16 protein-coding genes and 2 pseudogenes are annotated in these 26,078 nt (G+C 45.3%); 8 read left to right on the forward strand and 10 right to left on the reverse strand.

Features of this window, described 5'->3' with window-relative positions; translation table 11 throughout:
• The 6 genes and pseudogenes from ACRBG0_RS26120 to cysN form a co-directional block, all read left to right on the forward strand.
• A pseudogene (locus tag ACRBG0_RS26120) lies at window positions 1-2,145 on the forward strand (hypothetical protein); the annotation flags it as partial.
• Between the two features lie 248 nt (window positions 2,146-2,393).
• The gene (locus ACRBG0_RS26125) at window positions 2,394-3,455 is read left to right on the forward strand and encodes an isoaspartyl peptidase/L-asparaginase family protein (RefSeq protein WP_431489776.1); all 1,062 of its coding nucleotides are present in this window, start codon (window positions 2,394-2,396) and stop codon (window positions 3,453-3,455) included.
• 194 nt (window positions 3,456-3,649) lie between these two features.
• Window positions 3,650-3,922 carry a DUF2061 domain-containing protein gene (locus tag ACRBG0_RS26130; protein WP_431489777.1) on the forward strand — a complete coding sequence of 91 codons (273 nt, stop codon included), beginning with the start codon at window positions 3,650-3,652 and terminating at the stop codon, window positions 3,920-3,922.
• Entirely contained in the window at window positions 3,912-4,517 is a 606-nt protein-coding gene (cysC, locus tag ACRBG0_RS26135; RefSeq protein ID WP_431489778.1) for an adenylyl-sulfate kinase, read from the forward strand. The genes ACRBG0_RS26130 and cysC overlap by 11 nt, the downstream gene beginning before the upstream one ends.
• A gap of 27 nt (window positions 4,518-4,544) precedes the next feature.
• Window positions 4,545-5,453 (forward strand): sulfate adenylyltransferase subunit CysD, encoded by a 909-nt coding sequence (gene cysD / locus ACRBG0_RS26140; protein WP_431489779.1) that lies wholly within the window; start codon window positions 4,545-4,547, stop codon window positions 5,451-5,453.
• A 100-nt stretch (window positions 5,454-5,553) separates the two neighbouring features.
• Window positions 5,554-6,810: a sulfate adenylyltransferase subunit CysN gene (gene cysN, locus ACRBG0_RS26145; protein ID WP_431489780.1), complete on the forward strand. Its 1,257-nt coding sequence runs from the start codon at window positions 5,554-5,556 to the stop codon at window positions 6,808-6,810.
• A 104-nt stretch (window positions 6,811-6,914) separates the two neighbouring features.
• On the opposite strand, the gene ACRBG0_RS26150 is transcribed toward cysN, so the two are convergent.
• From ACRBG0_RS26150 to ACRBG0_RS26160, 3 genes are read right to left on the reverse strand one after another with little or no spacing between them, the layout of a single operon-like run.
• Window positions 6,915-8,210: a cation:proton antiporter gene (locus ACRBG0_RS26150; RefSeq protein ID WP_431489781.1), complete on the reverse strand. Its 1,296-nt coding sequence runs from the start codon at window positions 8,208-8,210 to the stop codon at window positions 6,915-6,917.
• Between the two features lie 10 nt (window positions 8,211-8,220).
• Window positions 8,221-8,958, reverse strand: a complete 738-nt coding sequence (locus tag ACRBG0_RS26155) for a hypothetical protein (protein ID WP_431489782.1) — start codon at window positions 8,956-8,958, stop codon at window positions 8,221-8,223.
• A 5-nt stretch (window positions 8,959-8,963) separates the two neighbouring features.
• Entirely contained in the window at window positions 8,964-11,423 is a 2,460-nt protein-coding gene (locus ACRBG0_RS26160; protein ID WP_431489783.1) for a hypothetical protein, read from the reverse strand.
• A 57-nt stretch (window positions 11,424-11,480) separates the two neighbouring features.
• On the opposite strand from ACRBG0_RS26160, the gene ACRBG0_RS26165 reads away from it, so the two are divergent.
• Window positions 11,481-13,064 (forward strand): FMN-binding glutamate synthase family protein, encoded by a 1,584-nt coding sequence (locus ACRBG0_RS26165; RefSeq protein ID WP_431489784.1) that lies wholly within the window; start codon window positions 11,481-11,483, stop codon window positions 13,062-13,064.
• 173 nt (window positions 13,065-13,237) lie between these two features.
• Complete coding sequence (locus ACRBG0_RS26170; RefSeq protein WP_431489785.1) at window positions 13,238-20,434, forward strand: gliding motility-associated C-terminal domain-containing protein; 7,197 nt, start codon at window positions 13,238-13,240, stop codon at window positions 20,432-20,434.
• Window positions 20,435-20,811: 377 nt separating this feature from the next.
• Here the strand turns inward: ACRBG0_RS26170 and ACRBG0_RS26175 are convergent, their stop codons facing one another.
• From ACRBG0_RS26175 to ACRBG0_RS26205, 7 genes and pseudogenes are all read right to left on the reverse strand, one after another.
• A complete protein-coding gene (locus tag ACRBG0_RS26175) occupies window positions 20,812-21,294 on the reverse strand; it encodes a hypothetical protein (RefSeq protein WP_431489786.1) in 483 nt (160 codons plus the stop codon).
• Window positions 21,295-21,342: 48 nt separating this feature from the next.
• A pseudogene (locus ACRBG0_RS26180) lies at window positions 21,343-21,536 on the reverse strand (hypothetical protein); the annotation flags it as partial.
• 11 nt (window positions 21,537-21,547) lie between these two features.
• The gene (locus tag ACRBG0_RS26185) at window positions 21,548-21,769 is read right to left on the reverse strand and encodes an RNA-binding S4 domain-containing protein (RefSeq protein WP_431489787.1); all 222 of its coding nucleotides are present in this window, start codon (window positions 21,767-21,769) and stop codon (window positions 21,548-21,550) included.
• Between the two features lie 75 nt (window positions 21,770-21,844).
• Window positions 21,845-22,891 carry a T9SS type A sorting domain-containing protein gene (locus ACRBG0_RS26190; RefSeq protein ID WP_431489788.1) on the reverse strand — a complete coding sequence of 349 codons (1,047 nt, stop codon included), beginning with the start codon at window positions 22,889-22,891 and terminating at the stop codon, window positions 21,845-21,847.
• Between the two features lie 37 nt (window positions 22,892-22,928).
• Complete coding sequence (locus tag ACRBG0_RS26195) at window positions 22,929-24,407, reverse strand: zinc-dependent metalloprotease (protein WP_431489789.1); 1,479 nt, start codon at window positions 24,405-24,407, stop codon at window positions 22,929-22,931.
• Window positions 24,408-24,524: 117 nt separating this feature from the next.
• Entirely contained in the window at window positions 24,525-25,091 is a 567-nt protein-coding gene (locus tag ACRBG0_RS26200) for a hypothetical protein (protein ID WP_431489790.1), read from the reverse strand.
• Window positions 25,092-25,284: 193 nt separating this feature from the next.
• Window positions 25,285-25,791 (reverse strand): integrase core domain-containing protein, encoded by a 507-nt coding sequence (locus ACRBG0_RS26205; RefSeq protein WP_431489791.1) that lies wholly within the window; start codon window positions 25,789-25,791, stop codon window positions 25,285-25,287.
• Between the last annotated feature and the right edge of the window lie 287 nt (window positions 25,792-26,078).

Here is a 26,078-nt window from a genome sequence, read left to right on the forward strand (position 1 = left end):
CGTCGTCACAATGACCGCAATGGTGACTCAAGCCTTGATAACTGTTTTGCGCCTACACTGCCAAACTACGGCCGCTACAAGTACACTCAGTTTATTAAAGTATACGACTCTACTGCACCTGTAGTAAGCGTAGGTAACTTCGGTGGACCAACGGCATTGTGCCCAACCCTTACTGCTGGCCAATTTGGTAGCGTAACTGGTACTTGTGGTGCTCCTGTAAGCATTCCTTTCAGCGTAGCTGATGATTGCGAACTGTTTAACCAAAGCGGTAACTTGGTAGTAACCATCGTATCTGCTAACCTGGATGCATTCGCAGTAGATGCTAACCGTGATGGCTTCATCAAGTCTAACGAATTTGTAGCTGATGCCGACGCTACTGGTAACATTACCAACAATGGTGATGGTACTTTCGTATTCACTGGTACTTTCCCAATCATCACTTCAGCAATGGGTGATAACATCCTGCACGCTTTCCGCGTATTGTTCCAGGATGGTTGTGGTAACCAAGTAAGCAAAATCATCGAATTTGATGTTGTAGACTGCAAAGGCCCTGCTCCTATTTGTATCAACGGCCTGACCGTAACCCTGATGCCTCAAGAAGGTGGTGGTTGTGCAATGGCTATTTGGGCAAGCGATTTCGAAGCTTCTCCGATTTACGATTGTACTGGGCAAGGACCAGCTGTACACCCAACAACGGGTCTGCCACGCGTTACCAAGTACGCTATTTACCGTGCTGCTGATGTAGAAGCTAACCCTAACTTCGTTCCTAGCCCTGATGATACCGGCTTGGTATTGACTGATGAAGACGAAGAGACTACTGTAGTATATGTATACGCTTTCGACCAAGAAGGCAACTACGATTACTGTGAAACTTACATCCTGGTTCAGCAGCACACCAGCTGTAACCCTGCTGGTAACGGAACAATCCAAGGTGTTATCGCTACCGAAAGTGATGAAACAGTACAAGGTGTAGAAGTAAATGTGAATGGTGGTACCCAAACAATGGTGACCAACGCTAACGGTACGTTCACCTTTAGCCTTACTCAAGGTGGTGACTACTCGATTACTCCTTACTTGAATGCTAACCCACTGAACGGTGTTTCTACCTTCGACCTTGTGTTGATGGCTAAGCACATTCTTGGTGTACAGACGTTGAACAGCCCTTACAAAATGATTGCTGCCGACGTAAACCGTTCTGGTACCGTATCTACCCTGGATATGATCCAATTGCGTAAACTGATCTTGAACATCGAAACAAGCTTCCCGAACAATACCAGCTGGCGCTTTATCCCAGTTACGTACAACTTCCCATTGCCTACGAACCCTTGGTTTGTAGCATTCCCGGAACTAAGTAACGTGAACAACCTGGTAGGAACGGTAACTGCCGATTTCGTAGCTGTCAAGATTGGTGACGTCAACGGTAGTGCACAAGCTAATGCATTAGCTGGTGATGATCGTACCGTGAACGGACAGTTCAATATGCTAGCTGAAAACCAGTCATTGAAGGCTGGCAACACCTATACTGTTGCATTCACAGCATTAGACATGGCTGCTATCACTGGATTTCAGGGAACCCTGAAATTACAAGGTGCTAGCTTGGTAGATGTAGAGTACGGTGTAGCAACAGCGGAAAACTTCGGTCTACGTTTTGCACAGGAAGGCTTCATTACAATGAGCTGGAACCGCTCTAACTACAATGAGGCAATTGCGAAAGAAGAAGTACTGTTTAGCTTGGTAATTCAGGCAACTACAGATGCTCAACTTAGCGATATCCTTACGGTAAATAGCCGCTACACAACTGCCGAAGCTTATAGCAATGGTAACATCATGAACGTAGGTATTGATTTTACCAACGGAGCAGTTGCTATCCAAGGTTTCCAGTTGTACCAGAACATGCCTAACCCTTTCCAGGCTGAAACTCAAATCGGTTTCAACTTGCCGAAAGAAGCAAAGGTTCAACTGACAATCTCTGACCTAACCGGTCGTGTACTGTACACCAACGCTGGATCAATTACAGTGTTTGGCGCAGGTTACCAGACCATTACGGTGACCAAGCAAATGATCAATGGCGCTACTGGTGTATTGAACTACACTATCGAAGCTGGCGATTACCGCGCTACCAAGCAAATGGTAGTGGTGAAATAATGGAATCACCCTGTCATGGAAGAGACACATCGCCAGTGTCTCTTCCGACAGGATCAGTTTTCTGTAAATACGTAATTCATTAATCGCTTTGCTTAATGTCTTGCACAGCAAACGGCGGCACCCAACCAGGGTGCCGCCGTTTTGTATTTGTGGCAGTCGCTCTGTGTACAATAGCTTATCTTTGCCTTCATTTCATTGTCTTGGCGTCGCAACACCAGGCGTTCTTAATATCTCAAAACACTATTTCCATGTTGAAAAATATTAGCACACTATGCTTTTTCGCGCTACTATTCTGGGCCTGTGAAGCTCCTACTGAAGCTACCAACGATGGCTCTGAAACCAAGGAAAAGACAATAAATACCGAAGAAACTCCAGCGGAATACGCCATTGTAATTCACGGAGGAGCTGGGACAATCCTACGTTCTGATTTAACGCCAGAGCAGGATGCCGCCTATCGGGAAGCACTCAATAAAGCTCTGGATATTGGGGAAGAAATTCTTAAAAACGGCGGAACTTCTATCGATGCTGTAGAGCAAACGATCCATTTCATGGAAGATTCACCGCTGTTTAACGCTGGAAAAGGTGCCGTATTTAACCACGAAGGCCACAACGAAATGGACGCCTCACTGATGATGGGCAACGACCGTATGGCTGGAGCAGTCGGTGGGGTATCAAATATTAAACATCCCATTTCGGCTGCGCGGGCTGTGATGGAAAAATCGCCTCATGTTCTCCTTACGGGAAAAGGTGCAGAACAGTTTGCTGCTGACCAAAATCTGGAAATTGTAGACCCTTCCTATTTCTATACCCAACGCCGTTGGGATGCCTTGCAAAGAGCACTAGATCGCGAAAAGGAAGAAGGAGAAGCCCAGGTAGAGCTGGACCATAATGAACGTAAAAAAGGCACCGTCGGCTGTGTTGCCCTGGATAAGGAAGGCAACATTGTAGCAGGTACCTCTACCGGAGGTATGACCAACAAGCGCTGGAACCGCTTAGGAGATTCACCGATCATCGGAGCAGGTACCTTTGCAGATAACGCTACCTGTGGCGTCAGTTGCACAGGGCATGGCGAGTTCTTTATCCGCTGGGCGGTCGCCTATGATGTAGCAGCAAGAATGGCCTATAAAGGAATTGACATTAACACCGCAGCCTCTGAGGTCATAAACGAAGAATTAGTAAAAGCAGGAGGCGAAGGCGGCCTGATTGCCCTGGATAAAATGGGAAATATTGCTATGCCTTTTAATTCGGAAGGAATGTACAGGGGCTACGCAAAACCCGGAGAAAGAGTAGTCGCTATCTATAAAGATTAGACTTGTTCTGCTGGGATATCACAGGGACAAATTGCGCCTTATGTTACCTTCGGTGATCGTCCCTACGGTCCTCGGAGTTCCCACCAACCTGATCGAGCAGAACAAGTCTATTAAAGAGTTTTGAAAATTAAATCCCTTTAATTCCTATTATTTAAGTAGGAATTGTATTTTTGCCCAGCAAAACAAAGCAATCAATGACAGAAATACAGAGAGAATCCCGCTTACGGAGCGTATTAAAGGCCTTAAGTTGGAGGGTGGTAGCAACAACTACTATCATTGCCATTGCTTTCTTTACCACCGGTGATATTGAGATGGCCCTCGAAATTGGGTTTATCGAATTTTTTATCAAATTTGCACTTTATTACCTGCATGAAAGAGCTTGGCAATTGGCTCCACGAGGTACTATTCGCAAGTTGACAGGTAAAAAACGAGTATTAAGAGACAGCACAGACGTAAATGGCAACTGAAAATATACACCCAATTTTTGACCGCCTACTCTCACGAGAAGAGCGGGAAAATCGTTTACAACAACGAGCAAAAGTACTTTGGCTAACGGGCTTATCTGGCTCTGGCAAAAGTACCATAGCTCAAGGCTTGGAGCAGCGCCTGTTTGCCGAAGGTTACTTCCCGCAGGTCTTGGATGGCGACAATATTCGCACCGGGATTAACAACAATCTGGGCTTTAGCCTCGAAGATCGTCAGGAAAATATCCGACGCATTGCAGAGGTCGCCAAACTGTACTTAGACTCTGGTGTAATTGTTCTCTGTTCTTTTATTAGCCCCACCAGGGCTATTCGCAAACAGGCAGAGGAAATCATCGGAAAGGAAGACTTTCTGGAAATTTTCATCGACACCCCTTTAGAGGTCTGTGAAGCACGGGATGTAAAAGGATTGTATGCCAAAGCCCGCCGTGGCGAAATCAAAGGATTTACAGGTATTGATTCTCCTTATGAAGCACCAGAGCGTGCATTTTTAACTGTTCCAACCAGAGATATGACGGTGGAGGCAGCTGTAGCACAAGTGTATACAGCTTTATCTCCTGTTATTTCTTTGCCCCAATAAAGAACCATCGACAAAAAATAATTATCTATGTCAAGTGGCTATCATGTCAATCACTTACGCGAATTAGAAGCAGAATCGATCTTCATTCTTCGTGAAGTGGCGGCACAATTTGAAAATCCGGTACTCCTGTTTAGTGGCGGTAAAGACAGTATTCTTATGGCTTATCTGGCGCGGAAAGCATTCTATCCCGCTCGGATTCCCTTCCCTTTATTGCACATTGATACCGGGCACAACTTCCCAGAAACCCTGGAGTTTCGTGATCAATTGGTTGAGGACTACGGTGCCCGCCTCATCGTAGGCTCTGTACAGGCCGCTATTGACAATAAAGAGTTGGTCGAAGAGAAAGGCTATAACGCTAGCCGAAACTACCTGCAAACCCACGTTCTTCTCGACTCTTTGGAGAAAGGAAAGTACGATGCAGCCTTGGGTGGTGGCCGCCGCGACGAGGAAAAAGCCCGCGCCAAAGAGCGTTTCTTTAGCCACCGCGATGAGTTTGGCCAATGGGACCCTAAAAATCAACGCCCCGAGCTGTGGAACCTCTTCAACGGAAAGAAACACTACGGTGAGCACTTCCGAGTTTTTCCTATCAGTAACTGGACGGAACTAGACGTTTGGCAGTACCTGGCCATGGAAAACGTACCCTTACCAAGCCTATATTTTGCGCATAAGCGTAATGTGATTCACAGAGATGGCACCCTCCTTGCTGATTGTGATTACATCCCTAAGAAACCTACCGAAACCGTCGAAGAAATGACGGTACGTTGTCGTACAATAGGTGATATGACCTGTACGGGTGTTTGGGAATCAGAAGCCACTACCGTGGAAGAAATTATCCAGGAAGTAGCTACTGCCCGCCAAACCGAACGGGGAGGGCGAACAGATGACAAGCGTTCCGAAACGGCGATGGAAGATCGCAAAAAGCAGGGTTATTTCTAAAAAGTTGGAAGAGTTGGCCTGTGTAAGCGTTTCGGCCATCCAATTATCTCTTTTAACAATTGTCGCCCCAGTTAGGAAATGGGGAGAAAAAATTAATAAGATGTCAGAGCAACATACAGAGTTATTACGTTTTTCAACGGCGGGTAGTGTAGATGATGGAAAGTCTACCCTAATCGGCCGCTTACTTTACGATAGCAAATCTATTTTTGAAGACCAGTACGAGACCATTCGCGAAACGACAGCTCGTCGTGGGGAGGAAGGTGTCAATCTGGCACTACTCACTGATGGCTTAAAAGCTGAACGAGAGCAAGGGATTACCATTGATGTGGCCTACCGCTATTTCGCTACACCACGCCGTAAGTTTATCATCGCGGATACACCTGGGCATATCCAGTATACCCGCAACATGGTCACCGGAGCATCTACGGCAAACGTAGCACTGATTCTCATTGATGCCCGCCACGGTATTGTAGAACAAACGCGGCGTCATGCATTCATCGCCAGCTTATTACAAATCCCTCACCTGGTAGTCTGTATCAACAAGATGGACTTGGTAGATCACAGCGAAGAGGTTTACGAAAAAATCAAAGAGGAGTTCTCCGAATTCAGCTACAAGCTGGATGTCAAGGACGTCCATTTTATTCCAATTTCGGCCCTCAACGGAGACAATGTAGTAGACAAATCAACCAACATGGATTGGTACGGAGGCTCTACCCTATTGTATTATCTAGAGAATGTCCACATCGGTAGTGATGATAACTTTATCGACTGTCGTTTCCCTGTACAATTCGTAGTACGCCCCAATACCGATGAATTCCATGATTACCGTGGCTATGCAGGCCGGGTAGCCGGAGGGGTATTCAAAAAGGGAGACAAAGTGATGGTTCTTCCTTCTGGTTTCACTTCTGAAATTACGAAAATCGACACCTTCGATGGAGAGCTGGAAGAAGCCTTCCCTCCAATGTCAGTGACCCTGCTGCTAAAGGACGATATCGACGTAAGCCGTGGAGACATGATCGTTAGGGAAAACAACATCCCGGAGATGAGCCAGGACTTAGAACTGATGATTTGCTGGTTTCATGATAAGCCACTGCAAGCTCGGGGAAAATATGGTATCAAGCACACGACCCAGGATGCGCGTTGTGTAATCAAAGACATTCGTTACAAGCTGAATATCAACACCTTGCACCGAAACGAAGAGGATACCGAAATCGGCATGAACGACATTGCTCGTATAGTAATACGGACAACCAAACCCTTATTTACAGATATTTATCGCCGGAATCGCAATACAGGCAGTATCATCCTTATTGATGAGCAAACCAATGAAACGGTTGCTGCGGGGATGGTGATATAAAGGGACCTTGTCGTGTCTTTTCTTTTGTGTGACAGAACGCGGATTAAACGAATAGAACAGATTATACTGTTTTTTGAAGTTTAATCCGCGTTGTCATTTAGCTTTTAATGCTTATCCGAATCTCCCTCTTCTTTTGCATACTCAGCAATGGTCGGAGCCTTCCATCTTTCGTAACCTACAGGTTCTTCCTTAGCTTTCTCAATAGCTTTGCTGGTGCGTTGCTTGTCGCGAATCATAGCAAAGGTCATGATCAGACTGGTGCCAATGATAATATCTAAAAGGATGCCAGGTTCAAAACCAGGAATAATAGCTGCCTCAGGAATGTCGTAGAATAGAAGAATGGTAATTAATCCCCTGGGAGCGATGTAGAGCTGGGGGAAAATATCCTTTCCAATGAAAATTCGTAAAAAGATATAACGGATCACATAAATAGAGGCGACAATCGCCATACTAATAAGTGTGACCTCCAAACTCGTAATAGAAGCCAGAGAAATGGTAAGACCAAAGATGACAAAGAAAAAGGTACGTACGACAAAGGCCGACTCCATCGTCACCACATGAAGACCTTCATACATCTGCGAGGCTTTCTCCAAATGTAACCATTGCCCTAGCCTGCCTCTAAAGAAAACTTTCATATTGGCAATCACCAATCCAAATACCAGGATAATAATAAGCGAAGAAAGGTGCATTTTCTTGCCTACAGCGTACAACAAAAGAAGTACAGCAATAAGTAGAAACAGCTTGGTATGGCTACGAATATTTTGAAAAATAAGGATAATTAAATAGCTGGCAATTACCGCAATACCAATGGTAAGAAGCAGGTTTCCCGAAAAATCAAGAAAACCACTGCCGTGCCCGCCTGCATCCAGGTTTCCCGTAAGGAAATAAAACATCATGATCCCCAAGATGTCAGAAAAGGTACTTTCGTAGATATGAAACTCCTTTTTATCTTCCCTTAACGCTGTTACACTAGGAATAATGATGGCACTAGAAAGAATAGACAAAGGCGTAGCATATAGCCAGGCAGAGGCCATGTCCATCCCCGGAATAAACTGATGCAGGATAAGGGCCGCTACGTAAGCCGACACTAATAAACAGATCAGGGCGATAAATAAAGCCTTGACAATAGGCAAGTATTTACCGGGTTTAAGTTCTAGTTCCAGCGCGGCTTCGAGGACAATCATAATAAGACCGACGGTTCCTAGAATTTTCAAGACCGGGAGAAAATTCGGACGATCGCCGATGGCGGCATCCAACACAAATTGTAGAAGGATCCCCAGTACAATCAGCATCAATACCGAAGGAATGCTGGTCTTGCGGGCGGCTTCTCCGAAGAAGAAGGATAAAATCAGAATGAGTGAAGCCCCGATGATTAGTGTATAAGCAGATAATTCTTGCATATCAGATCGGCTATATTTTGGTGGTTCTAGCAGAAAAATCCTGCTCTTCCAGTCGTTGAATAAGGTCTTTAAGGTGTTTTTCGTCGTGTAGAGCAATCTCTACCAGCCAAGGCTGATCAGTAGGGTTGGTTGTTGTTATCTGAGGGCGATGTAGCCAATTCAGATAAGGCACCACCTGAAGCAATTCCTGTAACTGTTCCAATTTTGCAGTATTATCCTCTTTTTCAGCCACGTTTATTTTCAGGCGAAAAAAGCTGCTGTTCTTCTCTCCTATAAGTAAGGTATACCCATCTTTCAACAAGTCCTCGAAGTTGAGAAAATGCAAGCCTTTATTGGTTTGTAAACGTAGTCCCAAACGCCCAATATAAGTAATGAGGCCACTGAAGTCTTGATGATTGAGTCGGGTACCTACTTTAAGGTTATGGTCAAAAAGTAGGATTCGCCCACTGAAATAGTTGCGTAACTGCCGGAGACAAGCCAGTAGCAACAGCAGCACGATCAGACCATGAAAAAAAGGCTTGATGAGCATAAAATAACTGCCAATCACCAATACAACAATAGGCTCAAAAAGCAGTAAACCGTATCGTACATAACGATCAACAACCAATTGCCAGTTTGCTGGCGCACTGATCCGAATCAGGATGCGATGAGCGAGCTGAAGAGCAAAATAAAACAATGCCAGTTGGATGCTGATACTCAGCAATCCCCCCCAGCTGTAGTCGTAGTGAACTTGCCACAAATAATCCATAGTAGCTAAAGGTATTGCTTGTTTTTTAATTGACGAATGACACTATTCGCCGCTGCTTCATTGATCTCCAACCATCCATCTAGGTGCCTGGTGAGTATCCCCACGCCCAGCAGTCGTAGTAATGCTTCTGCGTAACGAGGGCTAAAAGCTGGTCCAAAACGCTTGCGCAAACGGTATTCTGTCGTACGTTTTTCGAGTAGTAGCGTACGCAGCAAGAGTGCTTGATCTGCTTCTATAAAATTTGGGAGCTGGAAAAAGTTGGCTTCCATTTGATAAACTTGTTCTTCATTGCGGCGCTGAGTGTGGTAGGCCCACAGATTAAGTGCCTCGCCAATATTCCCCCCGGAGGCACGATAAACCCGACTAACAGCCAGTTGGAAGGCGCTAGGCTCCAGTGTTTCGCCTTCTTTCGTGACCAGCGACTTATGCGTTGCTCCGTGGCGAATCAAAATGGCTTGTTGTACCTCTTCCTGGCTCATAACATCTAATTGAAGGGTAGCCTGAAAGTGCCTGTTTAATTCATGATTGTTTTCCAGATAATCACACAAAGGATTGGCTGCTGCTACCATGTAGAATATTGAACCAGCATGGTGATCCATGTGCCTAAGCAGTGCCTTAGTATTTTGATGAATGGTACATGCAGGATCATGCCATAACTCGAGGTCATCCAACCAGATAAGGGGTGGTTGCTCGAAGCGGTATTTACTAATAAATTCCAAGGCAGCATCAAGATCGAAGGTGGTTTCAAAAGTACGGCCTTGTAGGCTAATAAAGGAATTGGGAAGCAGACGGATAGTTTCGTTAGGGAAATAACGATTGCTCACTAAATCACCAAAGAGCGACTTTCCAGAAAAACGATCGCCACGTAAAAGAACAGCACCTCTGTAGCCTTTTCGCCAATGCTTAACCAAGGTAGCGATCCGCTGTAATTCAGCCTTGCGGCCAACCCAAAAGGATTCGCCAATATAACCTTTGGTCAAGAAAATGCTGGTATAAGCCTGGTTATTGGCAGGTGGAGCATGATTTTCGATGTAACGCACCACTTTTTCTGAAACGCTAAGTGCATCTTCGGCTTGTACCGATGTTAGCCACCTGCGAATTCTCTTTCGTTGGTTCCTCCACCAGCGGGTCAAGTTCAGCAACAACTGATTTTGGTTGTCGCGAAACTGATTAATTGTAGACTGTAGCGGAACTTCCAGGAAGAAATTCGATTCGTTGAAAACATTAGACAACTTAAAGTTCTCATCCAACCTGCTATGGATCAGCTCATGCAGCTTTTGTAGCTCTTTCTCCCGGTCGGTCGTTTGAATCAGGAAACTCTGAAGCGGCTGACAGAGGTCTTCACTAATCATTCCTCTTTCCGGGCTTTCGCTATTCAGCAAAATGGCTCGGTTTCTGATATTGATCAATGCCATTTTGAGGTTGTTCCGGATATTGGTCGTCAGCTCCCACACCTCGTATAGCAAAGGCAGTGTTTCGGAATCCAGCCACCGCGAAATATAACGGCGAAAATTGATTTCTTTAACTTGTAAAGCTGCGCCCGAAATAGCTACCGGCACCAGAGTTTCTCCAGCCAGTGCCTCCAAGCCTTTTTCCAGCGCAAGATTAAAACGTTTCCCTAGTTTTTGCTGAGATATTTGGCTTTCTTGGTTCTCCAGATACATAGGAATCCGGGTACGAGCTTCTGAGGCGTTTTCTTCAATATACGTGTTGGCTTCCTGAGCAATCTCTTTCAGCTGATCAATCTCTGCTACTATCGCGTGGATATCGTCCAGAATGATTTTTCTTATCTTTTGTAAAGCGTTACTATTCTGCCCCAGTAAATCCTGCTTGGCAGCGATATCCCTAATCTGGGTGGTGATGGTCCCGATTTGTTCTCGATAAACAGGCCATGGGAGTGCCTGGTGCTTCCAGGTATCCACCATTTTGGTTGCCATCTTTGGAGCAGCAGCGTATTCGGCATCCAGTTCCGGAAGCAAATTTTTCAATTCTGTTGCAGCATCTGTCAGGTTCTGGTTACTTGCGTGTTGCCAGCGCTGCCAGCTTTCTGCTTTGATTTCAGCATCTAACGACAACATTTGGGCATGCAAGTGCTCAAAGGTGGTGTTACGCCAGAGTAACAAGAAAGATTTTCCTGCTGCCAGCCAACGATAGAAAAAAAGGTAATCCTGTAATTGGATTGGGCTCTTTTCTTCTTTTGGCGAAGAGAAAACTTGAGCACGCTGATCACCTAAGGTAATCAGGGCTTGGCACAATTGCTGACCCAATGTACTGAGGGCAATCGACTGTTGCTTAGGCTCTAGTTCTGTCCAAGACATTTGCGTAGCCTTCTCCAGGGTGGTGTAAAACTCTTCCAACGGCGGTTGTACTTGCTCCATGGTGTCAAAGATGCTATTGTGTAAGCACATTTCCAAATGAAAAGCATTCGAACTGCGGCCTTCCACCCTTATTAATTTTGGCAACATAACTCCGTAATGTTACTTAAGTTTTTACCTTAGGGTTTGTAATTCAAAAATGATCAAATGCGTAACGAATTCGTCGTCTTTGCCCTCCTCACCATCTTGGGCAGTATTGCTTTAGGTTATTTCTTCCATCCCTACTGTTATTGGTTATTACTACTCTTCGGTCCTATAGTAGTCATTGGCTTCTACGACATGGTACAGGATAAGCACGCGATCATGCGCAATTTTCCAATTCTGGGACGCGGGCGATACATCATGGAAGAATTGCGCCCTAAGCTATATCAATACTTTATCGAATCGGATACCAACGGCCGGCCCATTAGCCGTACCATGCGCTCGGTCGTTTACCAGCGAGCAAAAGACCAGAATGATACCACGCCCTTTGGCACCCAGCTGGAAGTATACGAAGAAGGCTACGAATGGATGAACCACTCTATTGCTCCATGTAACGCCGAAGAAATGGAGGAACCGCGGGTACTCATTGGCAGCAAGGAATGCAAGCAACCGTATTCTGCTTCTATCTTCAACGTTTCTGCAATGAGCTTCGGAAGTCTCAGTTCCGCAGCGATTGAAGCGCTCAATGGAGGGGCAAAAATTGGCAACTTCGCACACAATACCGGTGAAGGTGGCGTAAGTTCCTACCACGAAACTTTTCAGGGCGACCTTATCTGGCAAGTAGGCACCGGCTATTTTGGTTGTCGCACTAAGGATGGTGGTTTTGATCCTGAAAAATTCGCCCAACGTTCCAAAACGCCTAATATCAAAATGATAGAACTCAAACTATCACAGGGCGCAAAACCTGGTCATGGTGGGATTTTACCTGCTAAGAAAAACACACCTGAAATTGCTAAAATTCGCGGCGTCGAACCAGGAACAGCAGTGCTTTCTCCTCCTTTCCACAAGGCCTTTTCTACCCCTAAAGGACTCCTGAGACTGATCAAGCAAATGCGTGAACTTAGTGGTGGAAAGCCCGTCGGCTTCAAACTTTGTATTGGCCAACCCAGCGAGTTTATTGCCATCTGCAAAGCTATGGTCGAAACTGAGATCTATCCCGATTTCATCACCGTCGACGGTGGCGAAGGCGGCACCGGAGCAGCACCCGTAGAGTTTTCAGATTCCGTAGGGATGCCTTTCAAAGAAGGGCTCGCGTTCACCTACGACACCTTGGTAGGCTTCGATCTCAAAAAACATATCGCCCTGCTGGCCTCAGGCAAGGTCTTCACTGGTTTCCACATCTTACGCGCGATGGCACTAGGAGCTGATGCCACCTATAGCGCCCGAGCTATGATGCTGGCTTTGGGCTGTATTCAAGCACTGGAGTGTAACAAAAACAACTGCCCTACCGGCGTAGCTACCCAAGACCCCGAGCTGGTTGCTGGCCTCGTTGTCAACGACAAGAAAAAGCGCGTAGCCAGTTTCCACCACAAAACTATTCACAGTGTACAAGAACTTCTCGGCGCTGCCGGCTTGACAAGTACAAAGCAGATAAATCGCCGACATATCTTTCGGCGCACCAGCCTCAATGAGGTACGCCGTTATAGCCAAATATTTCCGTATCTAAATACAGGAGCCCTGCTCAACGAAGAGACTGTACCCGAAAACTGGAAAGCAGAATGGGACCTTGCTAATGCTGAACATTTTTAGCCTGGCTTTGCTGTAGAATCAAAAAATAATCGTACTTTTTGGATCGGATTTACAACTATCACTGAAACATATTGCGAACAGTGATATCAAAACTTCAAGACTTAATCAACTGAGGTAACTCTCTGTGCACTTTACTGAAGCTACTCGTAATATTTATCAAAACATCTATTACTATGAGTAAGTGTTCCTTCCTTTTACTGATTACTTTTTTATTTTCGCTGGCCTTGGCTCCCCAAGCTTACAGTCAATGTATGGCAGAAGCCGGCACCATTACGGTTAATGATGACGGTGGCGGTACCAACCCTTTTGTTGTCTGCTTTGGCGAGGACATCGATGTCACTTCTGATGGTAACTTTACGCTTCCTCCCAGTGGCCCTTTGCCAGCGATGGTTTACCTCTTTTACTCCTGCCCCCCTACTGGCCCCGACCCGGCAGCAGATCCTTGTTGGACATCCTGGTTTTGGACGGGCAGTGACATCCAAACGACCAACGACGGCGGTATTGTTGGTTCCGTAGGGATCAATACCTTTATCCTCGTCCCCACCGTTATCGACAATAATCAACCCCAACCCAATGGTCCCGGCATTGATGCTGATGGAGATTTATGTTGGGACATCAACCCCGATGATACAGAAACCTTTACGTTCCTGAATGAAATCGAGATTACAGAACTAAATGTAGATGAATGTGCAGGAGAAGTCACCATCGAAATTATTGGGGGATATCCAGAACTTTTTGCTGGTAATTATTCCCTTACAAATACTGGTGACGGCTCAATTGGTCAGTCTGGCGCTGGAGGGGGACTCGTTACTATCTCCGGACTAATGCCCGGTGACTCTTACAGCTTTAGCCTTGATGATGATGGCAATGGCTGTATGGCCAACTTTCCCGGCGGTACGATCCCTGAAGCGGAAGAACTCATGCTCTTTTACGACCCCATTTGTGAAGGAGGTTCCGTTTTTCCAAGCCTCGTATTTCCTACTGGCGGGGAGTTCGACTTTGTCGTTCCACCCGGAGACGGTGCCAGTATAGATCCTAACACAGGCGAAGTCACCGATGTTATGGATAATTATGAAATTATCTATACCTGGTTCGATGACTGTGGTGACCCACAAACCATTACAGAAGAACTTGTATTAACGCCTCCCCCACCGCCACCTGTTGTGGATGCTTTTTATGAATTTTGTCCTGAAGACAATACCACCATCTTTCCTGGTGGTAGCGGCGATTTCTTCTCCCTTTATGATGATGAATTTGCAACAGATCCTATCGCAAATAGTAGTGGTTTCGACTTCCTGGATTACCTGGAACCTGGTGACCCAGAAATGGAGTTTTTCGTTTCTCAAACCATTGATGGTTGTGAAAGTGAATTGGTTCCTTTCTCCGTAATCATTTACGGCGATTCTCCTCCTATCATTGATCCCGAATTCATCGTCTGTGAAGGAGACGAGGTCTTTTTGGAGCCCCAATCCGGCAACGACAACAACAATTCCGACTTCTACTTTTATTCCGACCCCGGATTGAGTGATCTTTTGGCCAGCGGCGAGTCTTACACGTTCACCCCTACAGTAAGTACCACTATTTACATTACAGAATTGAATGAAGTCTGTGAATCGGTTCCTGAGCCTGTAGAAATCACCGTAGAGACACCGCCTGTAGCAACTACAGAAGAGCCCGTTTGTTACGCCAACAATGCCCTTTACAGCATTCTAATCACAACCGATGCCGTAGATGTCATCCCCAGTTCTGGTTTCGCCATCAACAATAACGATGGCACCTTCTCGATTATCGATATTCCTTCCGGGAACTTCCTCGACCTTATTCTTGAAAACTCTACAGGCGACTGTAACAGTCTATTAGAACTCCCCGACTTTGATTGTGGCTGCGCGGCACCTCCTCCTCCCGTCAGCAATGGCAACCTTACCATCTGTGCAGGAGAAATGATCCCTGCTTTAAGTGTCAACGTGGGAGCTGGCCAAACCGTCGATTGGTACGATGCACCAACAGATGGCAACCTATTACTGGCCGGAAACACCAGCTTTACTCCTACTGCGGCCGGCACTTACTACGCAGAAACTCGCCTCATTGTAGACGGCTGTGTAAGTAGCACCCGAACAGCTGTAAGTCTGACCATCAACCCGGTACCGAGCCTTACTTCCAGCATGGTTGATTGTGCACCAAACCTTCTTACCTATACCGTAACATTGGAAATTGCCAACGCCGCATCCATCACCGTTAACGTAGGTATGATAACCGACAACAGTGGTGGTAGTTTTACAGTTAGTGACATCCCCGTAGGAACAGACCTTTCCTTTACCGCATTCGGAACAGATATGAACTGTACTTTCGGGCCAGAAATGATAACCTCACCTATCTGCCCCTGCCCGATGATCAATGACCCGGTCACCACACAAAACATCACCATTTGTCCGAGTGACCCGGTACCGACCTTAAATGTCACTGTAGACCCAGGGCAGACTGCCGACTGGTACGATGCTGCTACCGGCGGCAACCTACTGGCAGGCAATACCCTAAGCTTTACACCACCAAGCACTGGCACCTTTTATGTAGAAGCACGCGACCCCGTAAATGACTGTGTAAGTAACCGGATTTCCGTTACAATCAATACCAGTCCTGCACCTACTTATACCGTTCAAGGCACGAGTTGTGCCGCTGATTTACTCACCTATCAAGTGCAGCTAACTACCGGAAGTAGCAACCAATTGGCAACCAATGCAGGCACGATCACAGATAATGGAGGTGGTAGCTTTACTGTTGCCGGAATTCCTGCTGGCATGGACCTCACCGTAACCATTACGAATACGACTACAACTTGTAGCATCACTGATATTATTACCGCACCTGATTGTAATTGTGCCGTGGTAGCAGCACCAATGAGTACCGGAGATGTGAGTATTTGCACAGGTACACCCATCCCTACCTTGAATGTCAATGTCCTTGCTGGTGAAACTGTCGATTGGTACGATGCGCCAGTCGGAGGGACGCTTTTAGCAAGTAATAACACCTCGTTTACGCCAACAATGGCGGGAACCTACTACGCCGAAACCAGGGTATTAGCCGATGGCTGTGTGAGTGCTGTACGTACAGCCGTTACCTTGACCATCAACCCTACGCCGGTATTCAACAGTTTTGATACCATTTGCGCACCCGACTTACTAACTTATACTGTAACACTGAGTATCACCGATGCTGCTTCACTATCGACCAATGCCGGAGATATAACCGACATGGGAGGAGGCAACTTTACCATCAGTAATATTCCTGCCGGAACAGACCTTACGTACACGGCCTTCAATAGCGGCGCCTCTTGTTCACTTGGTCCCAATATCATTGGGGCGCCATCTTGTCCATGCCCCACTATAACAGCTCCTATACCTGATCCGGTAGCAAGTATTTGCCCTGGTGATCCCATTCCACCCCTTAGTGTTACCGCCGAGGCGGGACTGACGGCCGATTGGTACGACGATCCAGTAGGCGGAAGCTTATTGGTCAGTAGCACTTTGACATTCACACCAGCTACCGCTGGCACCTACTACGCAGAAGCTCGCGATCCTATAAACAATTGTGTCAGCGAGAGGATTTCCCTGACGATCATTACGAATCCAACACCCGATTTTTCTGTCATAGATGCCGTCTGTGCCTTGGATTTATTGAGCTACCAAGTCACGCTACAAGTAAACAATGCCGACGAACTTATCGTCAATACCGGGATGATCACCGACAATGGTGGTGGCAGCTATACCGTCACGGATATTCCTTCAGGTACCAACCTCATGCTTACGCTAAACAATACCGTTACTGGCTGTTCAGCGAATGGCAATGTGCCCGCACTTGATTGCACTTGTGGTACAGTTAATCCTCCGATGAGTAGTGGTAACGTCAGTATCTGTGATGGAGAACCTATTCCAGACTTGATGGTAACCGTTTTGGCTGGCCAAACCGTTGACTGGTACGATGCCCCAAGTGATGGTAACTTGCTCCTAGCGGGTAACACCTCTTTTGCGGCTACTATTTCCGGTACGTACTATGCCGAAACCAGGGTTTTGATTGATGACTGTGTGAGTTTTGCAAGAACCCCGGTCACGCTCACGATTAACCCTAGCCCTACCATTGTTGATTTCTCGGCCAGTTGTGCGCCTAATCTATTGACGTATGAAGTAGTGATTTCAACCACCAATACAGCCAGCTTACAAACTGATTTTGGATCCATCGTTAACAATGGCAGCGGTAATTATACTATTTCCGGTATTCCAGCAGGAACAGACGTAACATTTTCCGCTTTCAACGCAGATATGAGCTGTAGCGCAGGCCCGCAAACCGTAACTGCACCTGATTGTAGTTGCCCAATGATCAACCCACCCCTTTCTGGTGGAGATCTTGCCATCTGCGCAGGAGCACCGATTCCAAACCTTAGCGTAACGGTCGGTGCAAATGAGACGGCCGATTGGTACGATGCTGCTACCGGAGGCAGCCTACTGGCCTCAGCAAGCTTGAATTTCCTACCTCCAGCTCCCGGAACCTATTTTGCGGAAGCAAGAAATACTATCAATAACTGTGTTAGTGCAAGGATAGCTGTTTCGTTTACCGAAAACCCAATTCCGTCTTTTACACTTTTAGATACCATCTGCGCGCCAAATTTACTTACGTATCAAGTCGAGCTTCAGGTCAGTAATGCCGACCAAGTGAGCCCTAGTTTAGGTAACCTTGTCGACAATGGCGGTGGCAGTTATACCATCACAGATATTCCAAGTGGATTGGCCTTAAATTTCACACTTAATAATACCACTACAGGTTGTAGCCTCTCTGCCAGTACGATGGCTCCGAATTGTAGTTGTCCTACGCTAGATGCCCCCATTAGTAACGGTAATGTTGCCATTTGTGATGGCGATCCCTTACCGACCCTTACCGTAATGGTTGCTGCTGGTCAAACGGTAGACTGGTACGATGCTGGTAGTGGAGGAATGTTGCTTTTGGCGGACAATACCAGCTTTACTCCTACCGCACCAGGCACCTATTTTGCCGAAGCCCGTGATCCTGTAAATAATTGTGTGAGTGATAGCCGCACCGCCATTACCATTATCGTCAACCCTACACCAGTGCTTGATGCCAGTGATCCCGTTTGTGCACCAGACTTATTGACTTATACCGTGACTTTAGCCTTGACCAATACGGGCACTATTCAGGTCAACGAGGGGATCGTCACCAACCTGGGAGGTGGAAACTTCACCATCAACGGTATTCCTGCTGGCGTAGACTTTACCTACACGGCCTTTAATACCGGCATGAGTTGCTCCCTCGGGCCACTGATGATTACCGCACCCGATTGTTCTTGCCCGATGGTGGCTCCACCGACTACCGGAAGCAACCCAATGATTTGTGCAGGTGACCCCATCCCTACCCTATCCGTAATGGTAGCAAACGGGTTTACCGTCGACTGGTACGATGCCCCAAGCAGCGGAAACCAGTTATTGATGGGTAGCACGACCTACACCCCTACTGCTGTAGGGACCTTCTACGCAGAAGCTCGGGATATCGTTAATAATTGTGTCAGTGGGCGAATTGCCATTACGATCATCGAAAACAGCGTAGCAACACCTAGCAGTGCGGGCGATGAAGCTATCTGTACAGGTGAGCTCCTACCTGCTTTGAGCGCAATGCCAGCGGCAGGCGAAACCATCGATTGGTACGACGCACCTACTGGTGGCAATTTACTACTGATGGGAAGTACCACGTATCAACCTACTCTTGCGGGAACCTACTACGCCGAAGCTCGCAGCACGACCAATGGCTGCACCAGCAATGCACGTATTGCCGTGACCTTAACGATTTTTGACCTTCCAATTCCTTCCGTAAGCAGTAGCAACGACCCAGGGTGTGACGACAACGATGGTAGTATTACCCTCACTGCTAGCGGAGGTTTGATGCCATACCAATACCAACTCAACAACGGCACACTCCAGGATAACCCCACTTTCGACGGATTAGGCATAGGCAATTATGACCTACAAGTCGTTGATGCCAATGGATGTAGCGATAACCTGACACAAGCCTTAAACCCTCCAGCTACGATTGATGCGACCATAACCGCCAACGGCCTTATCACTTGTGCTTTCGCTGAAGTTTTACTGGATGCTGCGGGTTCGACCACTGGTACATCTATTATTTATGCTTGGGAAGACCCTACTGGAAATCCTTTGCCTGAAACAGGCCTTAATGCTGCTGCCTTTGCTCCTGGCAACTACACCTTAATCGTTACCGATACGGAGACCAATTGTAGCAACACCGCTACCGTCAATGTACAAGCAGATTTACAAGTCCCCAATCTTCAGACCGGAGACGATGGTCTGATCACTTGTGAAGCAGAGAGCGCTACGCTTTCGGCCAGTAGTAACACGCCCAATGTCAGCTACACCTGGGAAGCGCTCAACGGGGGAGAGATTTCAGGAGCGACCAACCTGGCTAGCATTACCGCTTTGGCGGCAGGTTCCTATCAGGTGACAGTGTTCAATCCCGAGAATGGTTGTTCGCAAGTAGATGTCATTGATGTAACAGAGATTATCAACACCGCCATTGATGTCGTCGCCACTTTTGAGCCACCTAGCTGCCTTGGTGATGAGAATGGCAGCATACAATTGACACCAGCAGTTCCTGGCCAAGTCTTGTTATTTGCTCCAGAAGGAGAAGCTTTTAGCTTAAACAGCACGTTTTTCAACCTCGGCGCGGGTGTTTACAATTTCACCGTACAAGACGAATTTGGCTGTGAGGTGGCGACAAGTGTAACCTTACCCAATGGTAATGACCTCACCGTAGAACTTGGTGACGATATCTATCTAAAGCTTGGAGAAGTGGCCCAGTTTGACCCCATCTCCAGTACTCCGGAAACCTTATTGGCCGGCATAGAATGGACCAACCCTCAATTGCTGGATTGCGATACTTGCCTTCAGGCTTCTACACTAAGTGACTTGGTCAACACCACTCCATTTCAGTTGACCATCACCGATAGCTTAGGCTGTATCGCCACCGATGACATCCGCGTGTTCATCGATCGAACAAGGCATGTTTATGTCCCAAATATCTTCTCGCCCAACAACGATGGCAGCAATGATGTCCTCTTCGTAAGTGGTGGTGCGGACATTGAGAGCATCAGGTCCTTCTCGATATTCAACCGCTGGGGAGAGCTTGTCTTTGAGGAAAACGACTTTCCACCGAATACACCATCCTCAGGCTGGGATGGTAAAACGCGCAATGGGCAGCCACTCAATCCCGCCGTTTTCGTCTACATGATCGAAATCCAATTTACAGACGGAGAGACGGAGTTATTTAGTGGGGATGTTATTTTGATGAAGTAGGGATTATGAAACCCACAAGATTCCATTTTATTTCCTAGCTTTTTGGCCAGCGCGAATAAAATGGAATCTCGTGGGTCTCTAATTTTCTATAAAAAACACCTCGGAGAGTGTGGGATATTGGATTGAAATAATACATGAACGATAAAACGACTTCGGATGAGGTCGCATAATGACAAGAAGTATTTCTTTTGATTCTTCCTACCCAAAATAGAGCATTAAAAACCGTCATATTATAGCCCTAATCAAATATCAAGCTGGAAAAATGAGCATTGAAATCAATGATGAGTAAATTCCCCATCAATTTAGACTCGATTTCAGCGAACTGCCGAAAAAGACTGATACACCAAAGAAAGATTAGATTTTGTGGTTGATTGGATTTATCGCAAAGAAGCCTTTAACAACATCATTTCAATACTGTCTTTTAATTCTAGCCCATTATTATACTCTATGGGAATAGAAGAAGGCACAAGAATTTTATCCGATCCATCGGACATTTCCGCATTAATTTTATAAGTAAATGTACTATTGCCCCCCCCTTGGCGATGAGTACGTAGGAGCTTGAGTCTTTCTATATCTGCGACAGGTAGGGAAATAGGTTTATGCCAGTACAAGGGCCTGGTTTCCACTACAATATACGGATCATCTAGTCGAATGATCGTAGTATTCAGGTAAATAGCCAGGCAGAAATAAAGTAAAAACAAGCCACCTAGAAAAAAGGGCAAGGGAAATAACTTGAGTAAAAATGGACCTTCATCTATCAAAGTGATAACATAAATACTACCTGCCAAAATACAGATACCCAAAATAACTGCTACGAACAAATGTAGCCAATTGAACCATTTGAAGTGAATTTGTTTCATAGCAAATCCAGCTTAATCATTTTTAGTTTCGCTTGCATAACGATCATTCTATAACCAGTACCTAATATAAAAATTGAACGTAGCACCCGTTATAAAGCCGTCGTTTTCAGCCGCCAGATACAAAACTGCCGAGCTACGCCATCTGCATTATCTGCTCGTAGGATTGGAATGCCAGTCATTATAGCCGCAGCTGATTCTTTTGTTGTATGCGTATTGTGAAAGGAGGTTCCAAAGATAAGTCCCAAACATCCTCTTAAACGGTTATCGATATTGTTATTTCTTCAAGTTCAACAATATCTCCTGGTCTTAATTTCTTTCTTTTTCTGAATTCTTGCTCGCCATTTACAGTGACTAGGCCATCTTCAACCATCATTTTTGCGTGACCTCCGCTCTGAGCTATTTGCTTTAGTTTTAGCAAGTTTATCAATTCTATAAACTCATCTGCGGGCCTTATTTTGAATGTATCTTTTTCCATTATTTATTTTTTATTAGCTGAACTTCCGACATTCTGCCGGAAGTTCAGCTAAATCACTTAGTAGTGGGTATAATCTTATTTTTGTAAAACAAATGGCTTCAATACCACCTTGTTATCCACTTTTATTTTCACAAAGTAATAACCATTAGCAACCGTTGGATCTAAATTAAACTGAAACGTATTTTTCCCAGCTTCTCTTTGTCGTACAGGCATCAATTCTGCAAGTGCTTGGCCATACACGTTTAGCAAGTATATAGAAATTTCAGAAGCGCTTTCCAATGCTACCTCAAGGTTTAATTCACTTGACGTAGGGTTAGGAAATATATTCGCATTTAAACTTGACTGTAGAACATTTTCATTATCAGAAATCACACCTTCAAAAAAAGACATAACAGGAAGCAAATTTGCTGTTAGCATTTCAAAGTCAGCTACCAGTGTGATGTCAAAAAAATACGTTAGCACTCTAGATATTCCATTGTCATAATAAGCTGCCGAAATACTATCAGCTAATACATAATCAGCATTTCCCATTCGATAAACAGGTGTAGCATCGTTAATTAAGGATACACCATCTGCATACCATAGGGTAGAAAATTGCCAAGTCAAATCATTCAATCCTGGAATTACGGCATCAGTATCAGGAAGCATCGTGGGTACTCCTAATTCTCCGTCGTCATTAAAGGACTCTACATCAAACGAGGCTACTCCCAGATAGTCATAGGCAAAATCTCCAGCGGAGAAGGCAACAGGTGCTAATCCATAACGATCAAAAAAGAAATCATTACCAACCAGCCATAAATTTCCACCTCCATTGAGATAGCTTTTCAGCGAAGCATTGTCCTCTTCGATTCCGTTCCAAAGCAACAGCTCGGCCCCATCACTTGAAGTATGCCATACTACTAAATCAAAATTATTCATGTATAAATCCGAAGGGCCAGCAGCACTGTCTACCGCATTATAATAGGTAGCATCGTAGCCTACTGAACTTAATCCTGCATGAAAATATTCAGCATTACCAAATTCGTCAGTAGAATCATCAACAAAAAGCACAGAAATCTGTCCAAATAAGTTGGTGAAATTCATTGCGACAAAAAGCAAAAACAAAGTAGGTCTTGTTTTCATAAAAATGTATTATTGGTTAAATAAGAAGTTGTATGTTTTATGGAAAATAGACCAATTTATTCATTTGGATTCCTCCGGTGATGGTAACGATGAATACACCTTGGGGAATCATTGGTACATCTAAGCGATACATCCCTTTTCCTAATGATAAATTTATAGCTTTTGAGAAGATTTCTTTCCCTTCAAGACTATAAATTTTCAAGTCAACCCCTTGTGAATCAGCGAGCTGATATTCGAGATTAAGGATTCCTGGTGTCGAAAAAATATTCAAGGTGTTTTTGGGATTTCCAAACAGGACAGAAGACGTTATATCTACATTGAATTGCTGAACCGTGGATGGCGGCGAACAAAAGTATAATTCATTCCATGTAAGAACTCTCCAGTAATAATTCAAACCCGATAACCAGGGGTGGCTGATGGAAATAGCGTTTTGAGTAGTGATCATTCCTTGGGGGTCCAAATCAAAATCAGGAGAACGGTCATACTCGATATAATAATACTGAGCATCAGGCACGGCCTCCCAAGCAAAATCCAGAGTGTTGCTCGTAATACTCACCATTCCAGCTGGAGCAATGAGTTCTGCTGACGACTCCAATGAATCAGCAGTTGGGGTGTAACTAGGATGAAGATATTCACGAGATGGATGTTCCAAGTCGAGTTGCATAATTGCTACCTGTTCTTCAGAAAATACTTGCCGGCAGCTATTGCTAAAGTAGGACATGATCAATCTTTCGTCAGGATTGACTAAAACATTATCAGGATCTGTTGCTCCACCTGCGTAGTCGCAAGACTGTGTCCAATCAATACCAAAATTATAATCAGGGGGAGTGTCGCACAATAGGTCTCCTGCTTCGGCACAATTCGAGCCATCCATTTTTTCAGTTAAGGTAACGCCATCCGAAGCAATTTCCGGGCTTGGATTACCATGAATCGCAACATCCCAAGCTTGGCCATCCCACCCGAAATGTGGATGTAATAAAGCAAATAAATGACCAACTTCATGCGCTAAGGTCTTATTTCCTGATACGAACACACTCTTTTGCAGTAAAACCCAGTCCCTGTTGGCATCATAAAGTCCTACCACATTACTTGCACCAACCGAATTAACAACGAATACATTCAGCGCGGAATCTCGCCTTTCATTCTGCATAGCCAATTGATTGATCGCAAAATTGTTATCCATAAAAATACCATCATGGTCAACAAGATTAATTCCATTGCTTGGCAAATAAAATGAAATCCCTGTAGCAGTATACAGCTCATTTAGTTCACACAACACCTCCAAAGCAGTTGCTACTTTTGCTCGCCCTACTCCATTGTCTCTCGCCACCAAATGCAGCGCAATAGGAATTTTGTATTCATTGGTGGTAAATGTATTCAAGTTATTTGATGACAAATGCTCTAAATACTTGGGAAACCAAGTAAATTGATCCTCATCGGATAGTCCACAATCTTGGCTGAAAAGAGGAATCAGAAAAAGAGAGCCGATAATAAATAAAATTGCTTTGTAAAACATTAACAGCTGTTTTGTTGCGCAATATTTAACGGCTCAATATATTGAGAATAATCTGCTATTTCATATCCATTGAAATTAATAGACCTAATTCTGCCCCAAGGGTTAGAATCAGTCAAATCAATCCGAAATATCCAATAATCCAAGCTCCTGGGTATCGTCTACAAGGCCCACTCGCAATGTTTTTGTAGTAGAATTGGCACTACCAGAAGCACCGCCAAAATCAGAGGCCGTCAGTTCCCATTCTGCATCCACCACAGCATACGATTGATTATAAATGATCGTATTAAGCTGACCAGCAATCAAGTACCCCGACCGTGGATCAGACCGACGTCCCTGCCAGACTAATTCCCGAAAATTCGCTCCGTCACTGGCAATGACATATTCATCTCTATCGATACTCAACTCCATGAAGTCAGTAGGCCAGTCCACCCGCATCATCAAAGCAGCTAATCCGCCCGCGTCGCTTCCGGAGAACCGAAAACGGTACAGGCTGTTGCGCTGCAAATGAAGTATCTTATTGCTGAGGTCATCCTCCGAAGTGATCCGTAAAACCCCACCCGGCAGGCCACTGGTAATCTCAAAAAGAAACGTAGGTGGTATCCGATCCTGCGCAGGGATGGTGACTGCACACCTTGAAAACAAACCCAGCGCGAGGAAAGCCAATAAGTAAATACGGAGTTTCATAGCGTTTTTTTTGGTTCTTGGCCGAATATAGTGGGTTTTGCTATTTTACGGGATGAAAGATCACGAATTATTCGCAGCGGCCTTGTCGCTTCCTTGGCCATGGTACATTAAACAAGTTGCTTTTGAAGGCAATGAAGAAGACAAGGTGCTTGAACAGTAAGGGACATAGTTTACACTTCTCAACCCACATAGCTTACACTATTGAGTTAGTTAATTTTAAGTTTCTTGTCTTACTGTCAATTTGCTTCTCATCGAAGTATCCTAAAAATACGTGACGATAATACATCTTCCAAATTCCGTTGCCAATTTCTTCCATCCCCATGTAGCGACCAATGGCTGCCTCGGAGACAAAGACCCAGTCATGACCACCCCAACGGATCGCACCGTTCTTCATTACCTTCAATACTTTCAAGCTCCCATCATAACAATAAGCTTTCACTTTCTGCTGATAAGGGCGAGGGGATGATTCGTAAACCGAACCAGGTGTAGCCATATCTAAAGACTCGTGGGGACGTATTTCATTATACTCCTTGACAAAAGCATCAATGCGGCGCTGTTGACTCGCTAGTGTACTCCTGGGAGGTTTTGTACAGTCAGCTTTCAAGTCCTTGTGCATCCGTTCGTGGCGACCATTCTGCTGAGGGCAACCCGGATCGGAGAAAAGAGGTTCAATACCATGATCTATTAACCAATAACACAACCTTGAATACCTTTTTACCGAGCGCACACTTCCAAACGGACTACCATTATCCGTATGGATAAATAATGGTTGACCGTGCTGGCGGAAAACCTTGATATAGCCACGCTTTACCGCTTCATAGTTAGGTTTATAATGAAGTTGTCTAAAAATAATTAATTGAGTTTTAGCATTTTCTCAACAAAATGAGTGAAAAGGCCAAAAAATGAGAACTCAGCCAATTTCTAGCGGACGTTTCATAGCGCACATAAAGCGATTTGAATCCATAAATCCAGGCATTGGTTCGCTCT

This window comes from Lewinella sp. (assembly GCF_050633125.1).
Taxonomy (GTDB): Bacteria; Bacteroidota; Bacteroidia; order Chitinophagales; family Saprospiraceae; genus Lewinella.